Raw genomic sequence first — 15,698 nt, 5'->3', positions numbered from 1 at the left:
TAGTGCATTGTGCTAGACCATCGGTTTCTTGGCAGAAGTGCGGGGATATATGACATCATGCCCGTATGACGCTTCGCGCAGTTCATTCGGATCAGCAAGCTCTCGCGGCGGAGTTGGAGTCCCTGCGCGTCAGAGGCATTGAAGGCGTATTCGATGACGTCGACAGAGAACCGCTCAAACTGGACGTTCTGTTTGGTCTAATCGGCAGTGAAGAGTCGGAACTGTGGGGCGGATCCGACATCCAGCGCATGGAAGCCATCTGCAAGACTATCCGCCGAGCAATAGGGCGGCTGTCCGACTCTGGACTCCAGAGTGGGTTGGAAAAATCTAGTATTACATGGCGGACAGCTGCGCTGATTATGTTCGATCTGGTGAACTTCAAGACCGAGACACGGATCAAACTTGACCGATATGAAGAGGGGCAACGACATGCCAAATTGACGAAATACGTACGGGAGGCTAGCGGGTTTGTTGGCAATGAGCAGGCATTTAAGAAAGTAAACCGACGGATGAGAGATGAAATGGCCGCCTATTTGTTGTCGGATGGCGATGATAGTGAAGGATTTTCGGAAGACGCAGAAGCCGTATCAGAAACAAGCACGGCTACTCATTCGAGCGACTCATCGTCAGCGAATTCGCCACACGAGCAAGCCTCGGTGGTGATACATGCCAATAGCATCGACCGCTCGATACAAGGGCCTAGCGCCACGATGAACTTCTTTGAGTTCGGTAAACAATGAGCGATACGGAGGAATCGCCTCAAGATCCCCCTCTGAATGTCCAGGCCGAGCGAATTGAAAAGTCCATATTCGGCCCTCATGGCATCATCAATATTAACAATAACTACATCCACACAGGGGCTAGTCTCCATTCTCCCACCGATCTACAATTGAACGCTGCGCGTGAGCTTCGCACGACCGTGGAAATTCGCTGTAAGCGGGAGCGCGCTGCCCTCCAGTTGGATTTGAATCAGCCCATGCCCGTGCGGTGGTCGCTGACCAAACGGCAGCCAGCCGATCGTCTAGTGAATGCCTTTGGTGGGTCAGGTCCGTTTACTTTTGATGCGTCTTCCGAAGACGCCATCAACGCCGCCTTACAGTTTCAAAAACTTGCACGGAATCGCCTGGTCGTACTGGGGGAGTCCGGTGCTGGTAAGACCGTATTTGCTGAGACTCTCACGTGGGGGCTGCTTGACCAGAAGACGATGGAAGTTATTCCCGTCTTTCTCCGTGCCAACAGCTGGAATATTACCGAGCAAGAATCGTTGAGAGATTGGATTATCTATCGCCTAACGATCGATTATCCAGAAGTTTGGAGAACGCATAAAAAAACATCGCCGGGTGAGTTGTATGATGCGAACTTAATCCTCCCCGTAATTGACGGCCTAGACGAGGTGAAAAATGGGATTAGGCCAGACATCGTGGCGGCCTTGAATCAGCATGTCACAAGTCATGATGGGCTGGTAATTAGCTGCAGGACTGAGACATATAGTCAACTCGTTGATCAGTCCGGTGTTATTGCGTGTGCTGCTGTCATTGAGGCGCATCCACTGACTGCCGGTGAGGCAGCAGACTATCTAGTGGCTGCGGGTTGGAGAGACAAAGCTCGGTGGCTGGAGATGAAGAAGGCACTTATAGGCGAGTACTCGCAGCCTTTATCTAAGATTTGTTCTAATCCGCTCGGTCTTTGGTTGGTTTGTACGATCTATATCCGCAACGGCAAAAGCGAGGACGCCGCAGATCCGCTTGAACTGCTCGATACCAGACGTTTCGACAGCGATGCCAAGATCCAACACTACCTATTTGACCGCTTGGTTTCCACGGTGCTTAAGCGGCGCACCGTAGTGGAGGACGACAAAGCAGATCCCCGGCGTCCCGAAACGGACTGGGAAGCTGCCGATGCCGAGAAATGGCTGATGCACCTTGCTCACCGAGCCGAGGAGAATGCAGATATCGATTGGTGGCGCCTATTCAAGCGGCGCCAAGTTATGCCCAGGACCTTATATCAGCTCTTATATCATGCGGTATACCTGATCGGCTACCGCCGTTCGTTGTTGATTTTTCTCGCGGCATCTGCATTAGGCTTTCTTGCATATATGCAAGTCCCATACTTTCCCGCTTTTATGACCGGTATATTACTAGCGGTATCGTTAGCGGTATTGCCGATTGTGGGAGTGTGGAGTGTCTGGAGGATGGAGGCACCGCCCGTTCCCGCTAGCGCGAAGCGTGTCACAGCCTTTATACGGTACGAGATAAAACAGTATGGCCTCAAGGGCTTCGTCACTGTATCGCTCTTCGGCGGCATATTTGGCGGATTCTTTGTCTGGTGTGCCAACCAAGGATTTTCGAGAGTGGCTGTCGTCTTTGGCTGGATGATTGACATATTGCCTGCGGACCTGTCTATGATTGCAGTGGTGGCGATTTGGGCTGCGATCGGCGTCGTGGTTGCGCCGTTGACGACGCTTCTATCGCATGTCCAGCGCGGAGTTGTTCGATGGATTCGGCCGAGGGGGCATGATTCAGGATGTCCAATGCATAGCCCAGGGTTGAACAATGCCCTCGATCGAGAGCTATGGGACGGAGAATCGCTAAGTTGCGTCATCTGTGGTTGGAGCTGTAACTGTCCGAGCTGTGAAAGTATCCGGAACGTATGGATCGATCCGGTGTCGACATTTCGGGTAAGTAGGATTCGGTCGTTGGCAGGAATTCCGGCCAATATCTTGTATCTAACGGTTTCGCTGGGATTGACGTTCTGGTTCTTGGGTTTGTCGGACGGTTCAGCGACGTTAGATTCAGCGCAAGTATTAATGAAGTTACCGCTAATGCTCATCGTTGCGCTTCCATTCGCCGTCCCGTTGGGTATCACTCTAACTATCGTGCGTGAGCCTGCGTGGTTTGGATACTTCTTCGCATCACGCTGGTTTGCGATGCGCAACAGACTTCCGAGAAGGAGTATCAATTTCCTGGAAGACATGCATCGGGTTGGTCTGTTTCGCATATCGGGCGCGGCATACCAATTTCGTCACATCGAGCTGCAACGCTATCTTTTGACAAAGGCGCTGGACGATATGTCGTAATTTGGGGCATAGTTGGATTCGGAATATAGTCTTTCAATCCTCCGCCGTACCCGCCAGCCTCGCTGCCGCCTGCAAATGCACCCAGCAGTCATCCGGTCGGTGCATCCGGTGACTCTCGCGCAGTTGCCGTGCCCGAATCACCGTCAGCTCCATCAGGTATGCGTCACACAAGATTTCGGCCAGCGGCCCGTCCGCATACACAAATGTGCGATCCGTCAGCTCCCTATGCCGTTTCGGCATCGGGAGCTGCCCGTCGTTTGGGTTCTTCGGCTCCTCGATCGTCATGATAGTGCCTGCCTGCGGGCGTCTGGCTGTTTGGTTCCTGCGGTCAAGACATTCACCTTCCGGGAAATGTGGGGAATGTGCCGTGCATGCGAGCAGTTCAGTACTGCTGGCGCGACGAATCCGGCACCACCCGCCCCGCCTCAATGAGCGTCTGGAAAGCAGCAGCCTTCCTGGCGCACCCATCCAAGCGGCAATTCCGATGCACCTGCATCTCGCGGTGCGCTTCATCCACGTCGGGCGGGCTATCCGGCGCTTCGTGCGTCCAGGTATGCGGCCAGATGCTCGCTCGCTCATCGGCTCCCGAAGAGCCTGAAGTCGAGGCGAAGTCGGCCGCTGAAGACGCCGGATCGTCCCCCGGCGCCCGTGCCGTCGCGTTCGAACCGGCAAGATCCTCGGGTGACCGAGAGGCCATCACCATCACCCCCGCCAGCAGCCCGATCGTTCCAACCCCCGCCAGTGCCGCCAGTACCAAAGACATCCATGTCGGCATTAGATTCGCCTCACCGCGGCTTCGTGCTGCTCGGCGCCATTCGGCGGGCGTCGACGAGCGTCTGTTGAGCGGCAGCTTTGCGCGCACAGCGTTTGGCGCGGCATCCGAGATGGAGCTGCATCATCTCGTGCGCCGTGTGAACACTGAACGGCAGCGTCGGCGCAGCGTGAGCCGCCGAATCGTACAGCGCTATAAGTTGGTACATAGCAGGCGAATTAGTCGTCACCGGGGATCTCCGTTTCAGGCCGTTTCGGGGGCGTGGGAAACGATCGGGTGGTACCCGGCACCGGGGCGTTTCGCCACCGGCCTGCCACTCTGGCGGGCTGGTGCGCCGGACGGGGGGTTCCAGGCGTCAGCCCGGTACCGGGTACCGCGTAGGACCGTAAGCCCCGAAAACCGCCTATTTCGCCCGCAAATACCTGGTCTCGTCGCCGTTATACGCAAATCGGTATATGGTGCGGTCGAGGCCGAAACCACCTGGTATTCGGTGGGTTATCTGCCACGGCCCACGAATGCATCAGCCACGCAGGGGGTATCCGACATGCCGATGACAACCGGCGAAACCATCCGACGGATTCGCAGGTCCATCGGAATGACACAGGCTGAGCTGGGCGCGCTCCTCCACTTCACTCAACCGGCAATTTCACAGCTGGAGCACGACGGTCCCGCCAGTTACGATCTGCGCGTGCTGCGCCGTGTGGCGAAGGCACTGCAAGTGCCGCTCACCGTATTGGTGGCCGAGTCGGATGAGGAGGCGGACATGCGGCGTCGCCAGTTCTTCAAAACAGGCATGGTTGGAGTCGGCACCACCGTCGCTGAGAGCCAGCGCCCGGAAGTTTATGCACCAGCGTCCTCCGGGCCGAGGGTTGGCGCCGCCGACGTGGATCGAATCAGTAGGAGTATCGACAAGATTCACGAACTTCAGTTGATGGCCGGTGGTGATCGACTGTGCGAGATCGCTACCAACGAAGTCCGCTACGTCGAGCAGCTCCTCGACGGTTGTAGCTACAGCGACAAAGTAGGTAAGGCACTGACCAGTGCCGGGGCCGAGATGATGACCGCCGCGGGCTGGGTGCACTACGACGCCGGTCGCTGGAAAGATGCCAAGCGCTACTACGCCGATGCAGCCCAGGCCGCCACCGTCAGCGGCGACGGCATCGCCGCCGCCCACACCTGGATCAATGCCTGCCTCCTGTCCTACCGCGAAGGGTCACGGCCAAAAGAAGGTGTACAGCTCGCCCAAGCCGCGCAGCTTGCCGCCAGGAGAGAAGGCGGTCCGAAACTGAGGGCGTTGGCGGCAATCCGCGAGGCCGAGGCACTCAGTGTCATCGGCGATCGTTCCGCGATGGTCGGGGCGGTCAATCGGGCACACCGGGCGTATGAATCGACCAGGGGACACGATCCCGCCTATCTTGCCCATCTGCCGGAAGCGCAGCTCAGTGGCCTGACCGGCTTGGCGTTCATGCGGCTTGGTGACCACAGTGAGGCCGCCACCTACCTGCAATCCGCCATCGACGGCACTGCGGCCTACCCCCGCGAACAGATCGCCTGGCAAATCCGGTTGGCCCAGAACCACGTCCAGGCCGGAGCCATAGCCGACGGCTGCGGGGTGCTCATCGAGAACTTCGCGGGTATCAGCAAGGTGGCGTCGACCCGGCTGCAAACCACGCTCGTCGAGATTGCGGATGAGCTGCGTCGACATGTTGCAGTTGCGGAAGTGCGCGAGTTCTTCGGACTGTGGACTGCCCGCTGACGCTAGACCTTGAAGTGCTCGGCGACCCGCGTCCGCAGTAGCTCGTAGCGCTGCCGGGTGTGCTCATAGGACAGGCAGTAGTCGCGCGTCGACGCGAAACCCTTCGTTTTCGGCGCTGGTTTGGAGAAGTGAGTGTGCTCCGGGAACTGCTCGGCGGTCAGATCGACCGTCTCGCCGTCGACCAGGTTGAAGTAGTGGGAGATGGTTTCTCCGCCAGGCAGGGTGGCGACGCTATTGAGGATGTCCCCGCCGAGATGGTCGTGCACCACGCAGGCCGTGACGGCGCACTGGCCCTTTGCTGGGTTGCTTTCGGTCCAGTCCTGGGCCGCGCTTGTATCGGCCGACCAGGCGGAGCGGATGGCTCGGTGGAGGGCTTCGAGGGAGCCGGTGCCCATGAGTGCCAGGGTAGCAACGTGGTGCTTGTGTGTTAGGTGAGTGGACGACCCTGTGAGGATTCAAACCGGCCGAATATTGGCGACAGTTCGAACGCAACCCTTTTTGAGCTGTATCGTACAAGCTTGTTTCGTACGAAATCGGGCAGGGAGCGCGCATGGCAGGGGAAGCTAGCTATCATAATGTCACTGCCACCGTTCGGCCTCCACGATGTGCAGTATTAATCAACAAGACCAGTGAGCACTGGATGGCGGCAGTGCATGGCACTATCCGGCGGGCATCCGAAATGTGGGGCGGCAAGTACTTCGTCATAATTCCCACCGACGGCGACAGTATAGAAGAGAAATTCTGGGAACTCCTCGAAGGCTACAGCCCAGATTTTATCGTGACGTACAAGCTCACGTATGCTGATCTGAAATTCTCCGATCCTGAACGCTATGAGGCTGTAAAGCGAAGGCATGAGAAGTCATGGAAGGAACAAGGTAATCCTTCCGCTGATTTTGAAGAATGGTTTACAGATTCGGCCTCTCAGTCTTACGTGGAGGACTTTCGGCTGAGTGATGAACTTGAGGCAGAACTTGTTTACCGATTGAGCCCGTTTCATCACAAGGGTTCACTCGACATGTTCATTAGCTGTGGTTCAGGATTCGGCTACCCCTTGACAGAGGTGGCGAAGATCGTTTCGACGTCTACAAATCCAATCTCTGGCCTGGTGCTGCCGCATAGGATTGACAATCCCACACTATCGCTCCTCGTCTCGTCCCAAACTGGTCTCGCCAGTGACCACTACGTCGCCGCATTTAAATCTCAAGACTTTACGATCCGGCGTCTTCCGGACGACTACGGTAACATTGACCTTTTACGCTTAGCATCCGGAGATTCTGAGCGGCTCACCTTGGCCGAGCCGTATGCGGTACTAGACGACTCCCTCACATTGATGCCGTTTTCTATAAGCATGCTGAACCTAGGGCAATATTATCGAGCCGACGCGCGAAGTCGGAATGCAGTTACGATCGTTCTCGGCGATACCGTTGATGATTTCTGTCTATATTACTCCCTTTCTCGCGTCCGCACCGATATCTATTGGCTTCCTCTCGCTTGGCTTCGGAAGTGTTACGCCTCTCTGCGCAGAAACGATCGGTTGCGGAAGCAGGGGCAGCCGACAGCTGAATACGGCGAAGAGGAGTCGGCAGCCAGAGTCTTGGTCAATCTATTTTATGACCGCATCCAGCACGGTTACAGTGAGAAAAAGATGCAGCTGTGCAGTTTCAGCTTGAGCGGACGGCAATTGGTCGCCTATAAGGCACAGATGGCGCGATGCAGCTACTCCGACCCTGTTGGCTTCCGGTCGAACCTAAATATCATTTCGATGGAGTCGGTCTCGGCGGCGCGCGAGCTACAAGTGTTCGAGAATGACAACTACGCCAATCGGCAAGACATGATCTTTGTTGACGGTAACAGCGTAGGATTCTTGAACACACCGCGCCCCAAGAATTTCAGTGAGATACGACTGCCGGGGCATTATTGGCTGACATCCGTCGAGATAACGAACTACGGCCCACCATCACTCGCTGACCTCGGGCCTAAAATTGTCAACCTTCATGACTCGACGACAGAATCTCGGGTGGCTGCGGATGGGATCGTCTATCTATGCCCGAATTCTATTATATTCAACCCCGAGCTGGATGCCACTCTTCGGCGTCCGATGGTTCAGATGCCTGACACCATGGCCCTCATCCAGGAGTATTTCCGGCCCGTTGGCGTCACAGTTGAGTACTCAGATAAAGGCAACTACTTCATCGACACACTGCGTCGTTTTGGCGGGCTGGACGAGGTAGGAACTTTTATCAAGGCACCGACCACGCGAAGCATACTTGACAAATTCAAGTCGAAAAAGACAGCCGAGCAAGGCCGGGTCATCTACCTTGAGAACGACCAGCGGACCTACATTAACATCGGTGCCATCGCGGCCAGCCTTGGCGATGAAGACGCGAAGAGTGGGGATGCTGTCGATCTCGTTGATACTCTGGTCGGCAAGGAAGTACTTCAGCGCGGTTACATCTTTAGGTGCGAACGTTGCCGACTGACCTCCTGGTACAACGTGAATGATCTCACGGCGCAGTTCATGTGCAACCGGTGTGGCCACCCTCAGCAGTTCACTAAATGGCATTGGAAAGAACCCGCGCAGCCTCATTGGTATTATAAGCTTGCTGAGACCATCTATCAGTTCTACATAAATAATTCAGACCTGGTCGCGCAGGTGCTATACAAGCTCAAGTCCGAGTCCAAGAGAGCCTTTCACTTCGCTCCCGAGATCGACCTAGTGGGATTCCCAACGCCCGGCAAGAATAGCAAAAGTCGAGAGATGGACGTGGCGTGCATTCTTGACGGTCAGCTGATATTCGGAGAGTGTAAGACCGAGTCGCTAAAGTTGAATACCGTAGATAAATTTGACACTCTTGTGGGCATGCCGATCAAGAATCCGGCGCGGGTCGTCTTCGCTACGACGAAGGCAGTCTCCAGCGATTTCAAAGAGCGAGTAGCGACGCTGCCGCAGGCTCAGATTCTTACCTATGAAATGCTCTATGACAATTGATGCGGCGGAACTTTGTCGACCACTTCGGCGTCCACCGTCTCCGCTGTATTCGACGCCAGGTCACTTGGGAATATAGTGGTATCGCTGCGATGTGCCAGGTCATTATTATTTGACGAACTAGCCGTTTCGGTTCAAAATAACAACTGAATGGCTGAAAGATACCACAAATTCGAACTTCTCGCGATCGCCCTCGATGCGCAGTTCGGAAATATCTACGAATACAACCTTGGCCCGGATCAAGTTGCTGGGTACGACTTCCAAGAGTGGTCGGACGAACTCCGCCGGGCCGTGAGACAGTTCCTGCTGGACGACCTCCCGGCCGGGCTGTGGGACTACCTGTCCGATCCATTCGAAGACGAACCAGCTGGAGTCAGCAAAGATCAACGAGCGGATGACATGATCGAGCGATTGCAACCGGGCGAGGTTGCGATAATGATTCGCCATGCCGCAGTGACGGCCGTGCCCACCCTTCGCCAGCTGATCGGCAATTTGGACGACTGGCCCAGCGAGGAGGAGCGGCTCGATGCTGACATATGGCTCACCAATCGTGGAGACAGCGTCCACTGGCCGATTCTCGCCGCAGTGGCCAATCACCACAAATTTGGCACGACCCGCACACCATCCGTCAGCCCACCACCGCGCGATCCTGACGACCTCGTTCACACCCTTACTCCCGGCGAGCTGCTGTACGCCTGGGAGTACGTGGTCGGCCCCGCCGATTCCGACCTCACCGATGAGGAGTGGCGACTGCTGACACCGCACCTCGGAACGGTCACAACCCACACGGATGAACGGGTCCTATCCCAGCACGAACGAGATAGAAGGCGCCGCCTCTTCAACGGCATTCGCTTCAAACTCATTCGCGAGGTGCCGTGGTCACACCTGCCTGCCCGCTACGGGCCGTACCGTTCCATCTACCAGATGTATCGCTACAACCAAACCGGCGGACTGTTCGTTCGCCTACGTGAAGCTCTCCACGGTTATCCGGCTGCTTTGCAGCTCGTGGCTTGGCTGGATGCGGTGATCGCGGATCTCCCCAAGAAGCGCCATCGCAGCCAGCCTGGTGACGAACAGCCTGCTCAGAACACTCGCCCCGAGGCGACCGATGGCCACTCAGCATGACGCCTCTCCCAGAGGAGCTGCTTCGGTTGCTCTTGACCCGGTTCGCACTCACCACGCCGGTAGAATGGTGATTGCCTGACTGGTGGCGCCGCCCGTGACGAAAGCGCTTGCCGGACGGAAGATCCCCGCCCGGACGTTCGGGTGGCCGGATGGCTCGATGAGGCGAACCCCGTGATCGGTTTCCTGCCCAAGGTCACGGTCCACAATGACTGGGGGCTCGATAGCACCGCGCGCCGGTTCGCTCCGCCTCTGCCCGCACGGGGGTTACTCCAATATCCATCCATGTAGCGGAACTGACGGTCGCGACCGCGGTACATCATGCTTGTCTTCTGGAGGGTGGCCACGCTGCGGATCTGATGTGAGAATCGGAGGAATGCCTGTCGATACGCTTGCCTGCCCGTCATGGTGTGTTGTCCACCGTCTGGCCGATCCGGCAGAGCCAGGTGATCAAGGCACGCACTACGGTCGGACGTTCTGGGTCGCCCTGAATGAAGATGAAGCCGTTGAGCAGGGTGTTACACCAGGTGTTCTCGTGCAACTGACTGCCTACGACGCTGATGGAGAGCGCTCCACCGGGATTGATCTGGTCGACCCAAGCGGCACTGCTGCCGAAATGACCAGTGCGGAGGCGCGCGCCCTGGCGGCGATACTCATTTCCGGTGCAGATATGCGGTCGCTGCCGGCCTCGGACGGATGTCCGTCATGGTGCGAAGACCACCACCCAGATCTACCGCCCGATGGTGGCATTGAACTCTACCGGGGCATGGTGCATTACGGCCCGGCCATGACAATGACCGCCTCGGGACCTGCACTGTCCGGAGTACTTGTCAAGGTGCAGGTCAGTGTACGCGGGGAGGGGGACCGCCAAGAGCGGGATCTAGCCTTGGCGATCGCCCACGCCGTGACAGGCGCGACATCTGCCCAGGCGTACATGATTGCCACGAACCTGCTTGATGTTGCCGATCTATGCGATGCTGGCTGACCATTGCGGGTGCCTCCGTACATCGACAGACCTCCTGCTGCACGGTAGATTTCGGTTCAGTGAGTGATCGCCGCGCGCCAGGCGCCGACACACATCGACGGGGGAACGTCATGAACTATCATCAGCGTTCAATCGACAGCGAACGCGAAGATGAGCTGGATGAGGCTGTGTTCGCCGAGTATGTCGGAACGTCGGAAGCCGGCAACCCTGACGGCAATATCCTGGAGTACGGCCAGATCGACGAAATCAACCTCAGGTTGTCCGGCTACCGCAAAGAGGATTTGGAAGCGGTGTTCGGCCCACCCGCAGAACGCAGCCCGTCCGGCCGAGCCGTCTGGAATCTCCAGCACGTACGACGCGTCGAAGCTGAACGCTTCGGCCCGTTTCTCGGTGTGGTGCAAAAGGAGCTGGAGGTTTTCCTCACTGTCGAGGCTGCCCGTAGCGCGTTCGCTGACTGGATCGAACGACGGCAGCTGCCCAGCTCGTAAGAGCAGCGCCCCCAAGGGCCGTCAGTTAGTCGACGCCTTGTTGTAGGCGTCGACAATTTCGGCGGAGAGCCGGCCGCGGCTTGAGACGTGATGTCCGTTTTTGCGAGCCCACTCCCTGATCGCGATTGTTTGCTGGCGGTCGGGAGCTGCGGTCGATCGGCTGGCCTTGCCTCGCGGTGCGCGGCCGACCTTCCGGGCGTGCGGTGCCCACCGCTCGAAGACGCCGCGCAACGTGCTGGCATTGAGCACCGACAGGTCGATCTCGTAGGCTGCGCCGTCGACGGCGAATGAGACGGTTTCTTCGGCGTCGGACTTACCGTCGTAGTCATCAACGAGGGTTACGACGACCTGGCGGGCCATGATGTCTCCTTGCACGAGGAATGGGTGCTTTGAGTGCCGATCAGTCGCTGTTGAGCGCTGGGTGATCAACCAGGTGAGGCTATCCGATTCGTGTAGGCCATAGGAGATTGGCATTGTGATCGAGAAGTCGGAGGTAGTTGTGCGGCTCGTTCAGGCATCAGCGGAGTACGACGCGATGGGGGCCGATTTCTACGACGAGATATTCGATCAGGTGGCGGCGCGAATCGCTGAATCCGGAAGTGTCGGCAAACTGGATCTGGCAGCTCTGGTCACGTGGAAGCGGTTGAGGGCAGACGCACCGTGGGTGACCGCGCTGATGCGCTTGCCGGACCAGCGCGTCCGTGCCTGCACTTGTCGCGCGGTTGTCGCGGTAAATGATCCCAGCTTATCGGTGGCAGATGCTGCCCATCTCGGGCGTCAGGTGTTGCTTGAGCTGCCTGGCGGGCGGGGGACCGGCGCCTTCCCATCGGCAGTCCTGACAGCCGCTGCGCCGCAACGCATGGCTGTTTACGACTGGCGAGCGCGGCAGGGTCTGCAGCGCCTCGGAATCCCTTTCAGCACCAAGGGAGGATCAACCTACCGCCGATACATGATCGAAGTTGAAATGCTGAGAGGGCTTCTTGCCCAGCACAATCAGCACTGGACCGCGCGTAAGGTTGATCTCGCACTGTTCATGCTCGGCAGGAACTGACCGGACGGGGAACGTATGCGTAGGGAGATCCGCATCAGGTTCGACAAGGAGCTTGCACCTGAGCTTTACGCCGATATTGCCAGCGCCGTATGGATGCAGATGCGGGCAGTGTCCGGCCCCGGGGACTTCAACTTCGACGTGTATCACGATGGAACCCCCGAATTGGCGGATGAACTCAACGCTCACTGGGACCGTTTCGCCGATGATGCCCAGTGGGGCGAATCCGGGTAGTTTTACTGGCCAATGGCGGCCATCGAGGGTTGACCCCGTCGCCCGCTACCAATGCATCTCGGCGGCAATCGCCTCCAGCGTCGTCCCCAGCGCCGCGGCGATGGAGTGGGTTTCGGCAACATCCAGCCGACGTTCGCCCGTTTCGTACTTGCTGACGAAAGACTGTGGCTTGTCCAGGCGCTCGGCAACATCTACCTGCGTCAGGCCGCGCTCGATTCGAAGACGGCGCAGAACATCGCAAAACCGCAGGTAGTCGGCCGAATAGAGCGACTTGTCCACGTCGCAAACCCCACCTTGCGGTTCGCGATATCCCAATTTAGGATATTCGTGCGACGGGCGGCATAGCCTGGCGCTATCGACCAAGTGTCGGCGGCAGGGGAGGTGAAATATGGGCGGCGGAAGTGGATTCTTCGGCGGCGGCAGCGGCATCATCTAGAGCCCCGCGTAGTTGTTTGATCGCCCCGGACCGTTGAAACGCGGTCCGGGGCGCTGCATTTGGACCGATCGGCCTGTACTTATAAGTACGATTATTGGTACAATAACTACAACATATGCATGACCCGCTTCGCCGACTCCACAACCTCAAACTTGCCCTCGCGGCGGTAAGTATCAGCTTCGTCGGCTTCGCACTGATGGTCTTCGATCGGTGGCTCAGCACCCAGCCGCAGTTTCACGATCTAGCGTTCTTCCCCTGGGGCGACATCGGTGCCACACTGTTCACTGCGGGCATGCTCGGCATCGGCATCGACTTCCTTCTCCGTCGTGACGACGAAGAGCGGGCCGAAGAGCGCCTCCAGCGGGTGCTGCGAAATCAGGCACCTGCGCTTCGGGCTGCCGTAATCGACGGGTTCGCCTTCAACGCCGAGGATCTGGCGGTCGTCGCAACCCCGGACACCCTCGACCGCGTGATGCGCAACAGCTTGGCTCTGCGGCTCGACGATCCGGAATTCGCCAGTGAGATATATGACGATCTGCGGGACAAGGCAATCCGAGCGTCGGAGCGTTGGCATGACGCGAAAGTCTCCGTCCACCTCACCACCGCGAGCGGAGAAACTGAGGCGCATGCCCCCGCGTACATCGCAACGATGAAGTGGGAGTACACCGTCGTCCCGAAACATCCCGTCAGGCGCTTCGCCGCCGTGTCCGACCGCAATGAGTATCGGGATCTGATGGCCGATTCCGAAGCAACCACCCCGTGGTACGTGCGACCCGCCTCCGGGATTGACGCTGGCGACCGGGAGACGTTCGAGCTTGTGCAGTTCGTAGTGGATGGCGATCCGAGGATGGTTCGGCGTACCGCCCGCCGCGGCGGCCAGGTCTATACCGCCAGCATTGGAGACGAGGCCGTTCTGACCGGCAAACCCGTTGCCGTGAGCTACACCTGCCGTGCACTGATCCCCAAACACGGCCATCTACTCCACCTCGACATGGATGCCCCGACCCGCAACATTTCGGTCGAACTGGACTACACCGATACCGATCTCGACTACGTCAACGTCCTCGATTTCTTCGTGAGCAGCCACAAGACCCGCATCGAGCACACCCCGACGAACGTGCCCGAGCGGTCGGTCACCGTCGCTCACGACGGATGGGTGTTCCAGCGCAGCGGGGTCGCTTTCGTCCTGGTCTCGCACGGCAGCGATGTCGTCGGCGAATCGGCCGACGCATGACTTAGCACGACAGTGGTATTTCGTTGTTTCATAATCGGTTTCGTAGGTGACGGAGCCCTCGGGTGTGGTGTTGGTGGCGTCGTCGCCAGTGGGTGGCAGCCAGGGCGTGGGTGAGGGTGCGGGCTGGGTGCAGGACTATCGCCAGGAGACGGCGGATGTCGGCGACTGTGAGTGGGCCCAGCCCGCGTGGGCTTTTGGGTCGGTGGCGGCGGTGACGGCGAGGAAGGCGTGGGCGAGCATGGCCAGGGTGATGTGGCGGTACCAGGGTTCCCATTTGCGGACCTGGTAGTGGTCCAGGCCGCATTGGTCCTTGGCTGCTTGGAAGCATTCCTCGATCGCCCACCTGGCCCCGGCGACCGCGACGACTTGTTCGCGCTCGATCGTCGCGGGATGAAAGCACAGGTAGTAGGCGATCTCGGTGGGGTCATCCAGGGATCGCCGTGCCAGTAGGGTCCGGGCGTATCCGGCGGGGAGGTCACCGAAATGCGGGAGCGTGGCCCAGGCCCAGGCCCAGGCCCAGTCGTAGAGGCGTTCTCCGCGTTCGCCGAGTCCGGCCGAGACCCGATGCCACGCCTCGGCGGGTGCACGCCCGACGAGGGTGTCCACGCGTCGGCGGCCGTCGAGGTCTGTCACGGTCTGTTTGACCGGCACTTCCAGAACGTAGGACAGGCGACGTGCCTCGCAGAACGCCCGGAACTTCCCGTCGCGCCCGTAAGCGGAATCCGCAGCTACCCATCCTGCGACTACTCCGGCGTCCATGGTCCGGGCGATCATCGCCTCCGCCAACCTCGGCTTGGTCAGAACACCAGCACTACAACGACTTTCAGGGATTCCCGCATCGGCACAGCGGTCCGGATCACCGACCCAGGACTCGGGCAGATAGAGCTCCCGGTCGATCAGCGCTCGACCCGAGCGTCCCGCATACGCGAGGAACACCCCGAGCTGGGAGTTCTCCACCCGCCCGGCCGTTCCCGAATACTGGCGTTGCACCCCTGCCGAGCGCACTCCCTTCTTCAGAAAGCCGGTCTCGTCCACCACCAGCACACCATCCGGGCAGGCCAGCGCCTCGGCCACGTACGAACGCAGACCATCGCGCAGCGCGTCGGCGTCCCAGCGCGACCGATTCAGGAAATGCTGTAACCGGCTCGGATCCACCTGCCCGGCAGCCTCGGACAGCTGCCAGGCGTTCTTGCGCTCTACCGGCGCCAGCAACCCCGTCAGATACGCCCGCGCCCACCGCCGCGGCTCCGCCCGGTGGAACACACCCGCCACTCGGTCGAACAACTCATCGAAACCCGCCCGCCACAGCGAAACATCCTCGACAACAACGTCACCCAACACAACGGGAGAAGCTATCCCATGATCGCAGTCATCACAAACAACGAAATACCACTGTTTAGTACTGCAACGACAGGTTGTGATTTCGGGTGGCGTGCTGGTAGTGATCTGGTTCGTGTTGGTGGAGGGGGCAGTCGGGTGGTCGGCGGGTTTCGAGGCGTTCGTGGGTCGGTTCGCGGCTCGGTTTCCTCGGTTCGAGTCGCGGCGGCAGATGCGTTTCTAT

The 15,698-nt window shown here is 58.7% G+C and carries 17 protein-coding genes; 11 read left to right on the top strand and 6 right to left on the bottom strand.

The window, feature by feature from the left end; translation table 11 throughout:
• Positions 1 to 65: 65 nt before the first annotated feature.
• Both DAT37_RS44440 and DAT37_RS44435 read left to right on the top strand, forming a co-directional pair.
• Positions 66 to 740, top strand: a complete 675-nt coding sequence (locus DAT37_RS44440) for a hypothetical protein (RefSeq protein ID WP_157978812.1) — start codon at positions 66 to 68, stop codon at positions 738 to 740.
• Positions 737 to 3,076: an NACHT domain-containing protein gene (locus tag DAT37_RS44435; protein WP_157978811.1), complete on the top strand. Its 2,340-nt coding sequence runs from the start codon at positions 737 to 739 to the stop codon at positions 3,074 to 3,076. The genes DAT37_RS44440 and DAT37_RS44435 overlap by 4 nt, the downstream gene beginning before the upstream one ends.
• Positions 3,077 to 3,109: 33 nt before the next feature.
• On the opposite strand, the gene DAT37_RS32135 is transcribed toward DAT37_RS44435, so the two are convergent.
• Both DAT37_RS32135 and DAT37_RS44430 read right to left on the bottom strand, forming a co-directional pair.
• Positions 3,110 to 3,361, bottom strand: a complete 252-nt coding sequence (locus DAT37_RS32135) for a hypothetical protein (protein WP_232840135.1) — start codon at positions 3,359 to 3,361, stop codon at positions 3,110 to 3,112.
• Positions 3,362 to 3,458: 97 nt separating this feature from the next.
• Complete coding sequence (locus DAT37_RS44430; RefSeq protein ID WP_157978810.1) at positions 3,459 to 3,839, bottom strand: hypothetical protein; 381 nt, start codon at positions 3,837 to 3,839, stop codon at positions 3,459 to 3,461.
• A gap of 553 nt (positions 3,840 to 4,392) precedes the next feature.
• Here DAT37_RS44430 and DAT37_RS44425 point away from each other — a divergent pair.
• The gene (locus tag DAT37_RS44425) at positions 4,393 to 5,604 is read left to right on the top strand and encodes a helix-turn-helix domain-containing protein (RefSeq protein ID WP_157978809.1); all 1,212 of its coding nucleotides are present in this window, start codon (positions 4,393 to 4,395) and stop codon (positions 5,602 to 5,604) included.
• Between the two features lie 2 nt (positions 5,605 to 5,606).
• Here DAT37_RS44425 and DAT37_RS32125 read toward each other — a convergent pair whose 3' ends face one another.
• Positions 5,607 to 5,999 carry a YunG family protein gene (locus tag DAT37_RS32125; protein WP_109528673.1) on the bottom strand — a complete coding sequence of 131 codons (393 nt, stop codon included), beginning with the start codon at positions 5,997 to 5,999 and terminating at the stop codon, positions 5,607 to 5,609.
• A 155-nt stretch (positions 6,000 to 6,154) separates the two neighbouring features.
• Here DAT37_RS32125 and DAT37_RS32120 point away from each other — a divergent pair, with 155 nt between their 5' ends.
• The 4 genes from DAT37_RS32120 to DAT37_RS32105 all read left to right on the top strand — a co-directional run bounded on the left by DAT37_RS32120 (position 6,155) and on the right by DAT37_RS32105 (position 11,185).
• A complete protein-coding gene (locus DAT37_RS32120) occupies positions 6,155 to 8,593 on the top strand; it encodes a hypothetical protein (RefSeq protein ID WP_157978808.1) in 2,439 nt (812 codons plus the stop codon).
• A 147-nt stretch (positions 8,594 to 8,740) separates the two neighbouring features.
• Entirely contained in the window at positions 8,741 to 9,715 is a 975-nt protein-coding gene (locus DAT37_RS32115; protein WP_109528671.1) for a transposase, read from the top strand.
• A 373-nt stretch (positions 9,716 to 10,088) separates the two neighbouring features.
• Positions 10,089 to 10,697 carry a DUF6907 domain-containing protein gene (locus tag DAT37_RS44420; RefSeq protein ID WP_157978807.1) on the top strand — a complete coding sequence of 203 codons (609 nt, stop codon included), beginning with the start codon at positions 10,089 to 10,091 and terminating at the stop codon, positions 10,695 to 10,697.
• Between the two features lie 110 nt (positions 10,698 to 10,807).
• Positions 10,808 to 11,185: a hypothetical protein gene (locus DAT37_RS32105; RefSeq protein WP_109528669.1), complete on the top strand. Its 378-nt coding sequence runs from the start codon at positions 10,808 to 10,810 to the stop codon at positions 11,183 to 11,185.
• Positions 11,186 to 11,206: 21 nt separating this feature from the next.
• Here DAT37_RS32105 and DAT37_RS32100 read toward each other — a convergent pair whose 3' ends face one another.
• A complete protein-coding gene (locus DAT37_RS32100; RefSeq protein WP_109529081.1) occupies positions 11,207 to 11,545 on the bottom strand; it encodes a histone-like nucleoid-structuring protein Lsr2 in 339 nt (112 codons plus the stop codon).
• Positions 11,546 to 11,660: 115 nt separating this feature from the next.
• Between DAT37_RS32100 and DAT37_RS32095 the strand changes: the two genes are divergently transcribed.
• Together DAT37_RS32095 and DAT37_RS32090 are read left to right on the top strand one after the other, a co-directional pair.
• Positions 11,661 to 12,236, top strand: coding sequence for a hypothetical protein (locus tag DAT37_RS32095; RefSeq protein WP_198654545.1), 576 nt, complete (start codon positions 11,661 to 11,663; stop codon positions 12,234 to 12,236).
• A gap of 15 nt (positions 12,237 to 12,251) precedes the next feature.
• On the top strand, positions 12,252 to 12,467 hold the full coding sequence (locus DAT37_RS32090; protein ID WP_109528668.1) for a hypothetical protein: 216 nt from the start codon (positions 12,252 to 12,254) through the stop codon (positions 12,465 to 12,467).
• A 45-nt stretch (positions 12,468 to 12,512) separates the two neighbouring features.
• Here DAT37_RS32090 and DAT37_RS32085 read toward each other — a convergent pair whose 3' ends face one another.
• Positions 12,513 to 12,746, bottom strand: coding sequence for a helix-turn-helix domain-containing protein (locus tag DAT37_RS32085; RefSeq protein WP_109528667.1), 234 nt, complete (start codon positions 12,744 to 12,746; stop codon positions 12,513 to 12,515).
• Between the two features lie 272 nt (positions 12,747 to 13,018).
• On the opposite strand from DAT37_RS32085, the gene DAT37_RS32080 reads away from it, so the two are divergent.
• Positions 13,019 to 14,137: a hypothetical protein gene (locus tag DAT37_RS32080; RefSeq protein ID WP_109528666.1), complete on the top strand. Its 1,119-nt coding sequence runs from the start codon at positions 13,019 to 13,021 to the stop codon at positions 14,135 to 14,137.
• A gap of 135 nt (positions 14,138 to 14,272) precedes the next feature.
• Here DAT37_RS32080 and DAT37_RS32075 read toward each other — a convergent pair whose 3' ends face one another.
• Positions 14,273 to 15,475, bottom strand: coding sequence for an IS701 family transposase (locus DAT37_RS32075; protein WP_408637468.1), 1,203 nt, complete (start codon positions 15,473 to 15,475; stop codon positions 14,273 to 14,275).
• A gap of 21 nt (positions 15,476 to 15,496) precedes the next feature.
• Between DAT37_RS32075 and DAT37_RS45795 the strand changes: the two genes are divergently transcribed.
• Positions 15,497 to 15,698: hypothetical protein (locus DAT37_RS45795; RefSeq protein ID WP_232840134.1), on the top strand; the 202-nt coding region annotated here is incomplete at its 3' end.

Origin of the sequence: Nocardia aurea, from assembly GCF_003123685.1 — a bacterium.
GTDB classification, from domain to species: Bacteria; Actinomycetota; Actinomycetes; order Mycobacteriales; family Mycobacteriaceae; genus Nocardia; species Nocardia aurea.
Note: the sequence above shows the minus strand (reverse complement) of the source record. Positions and strands in the feature narration are given on the sequence as shown.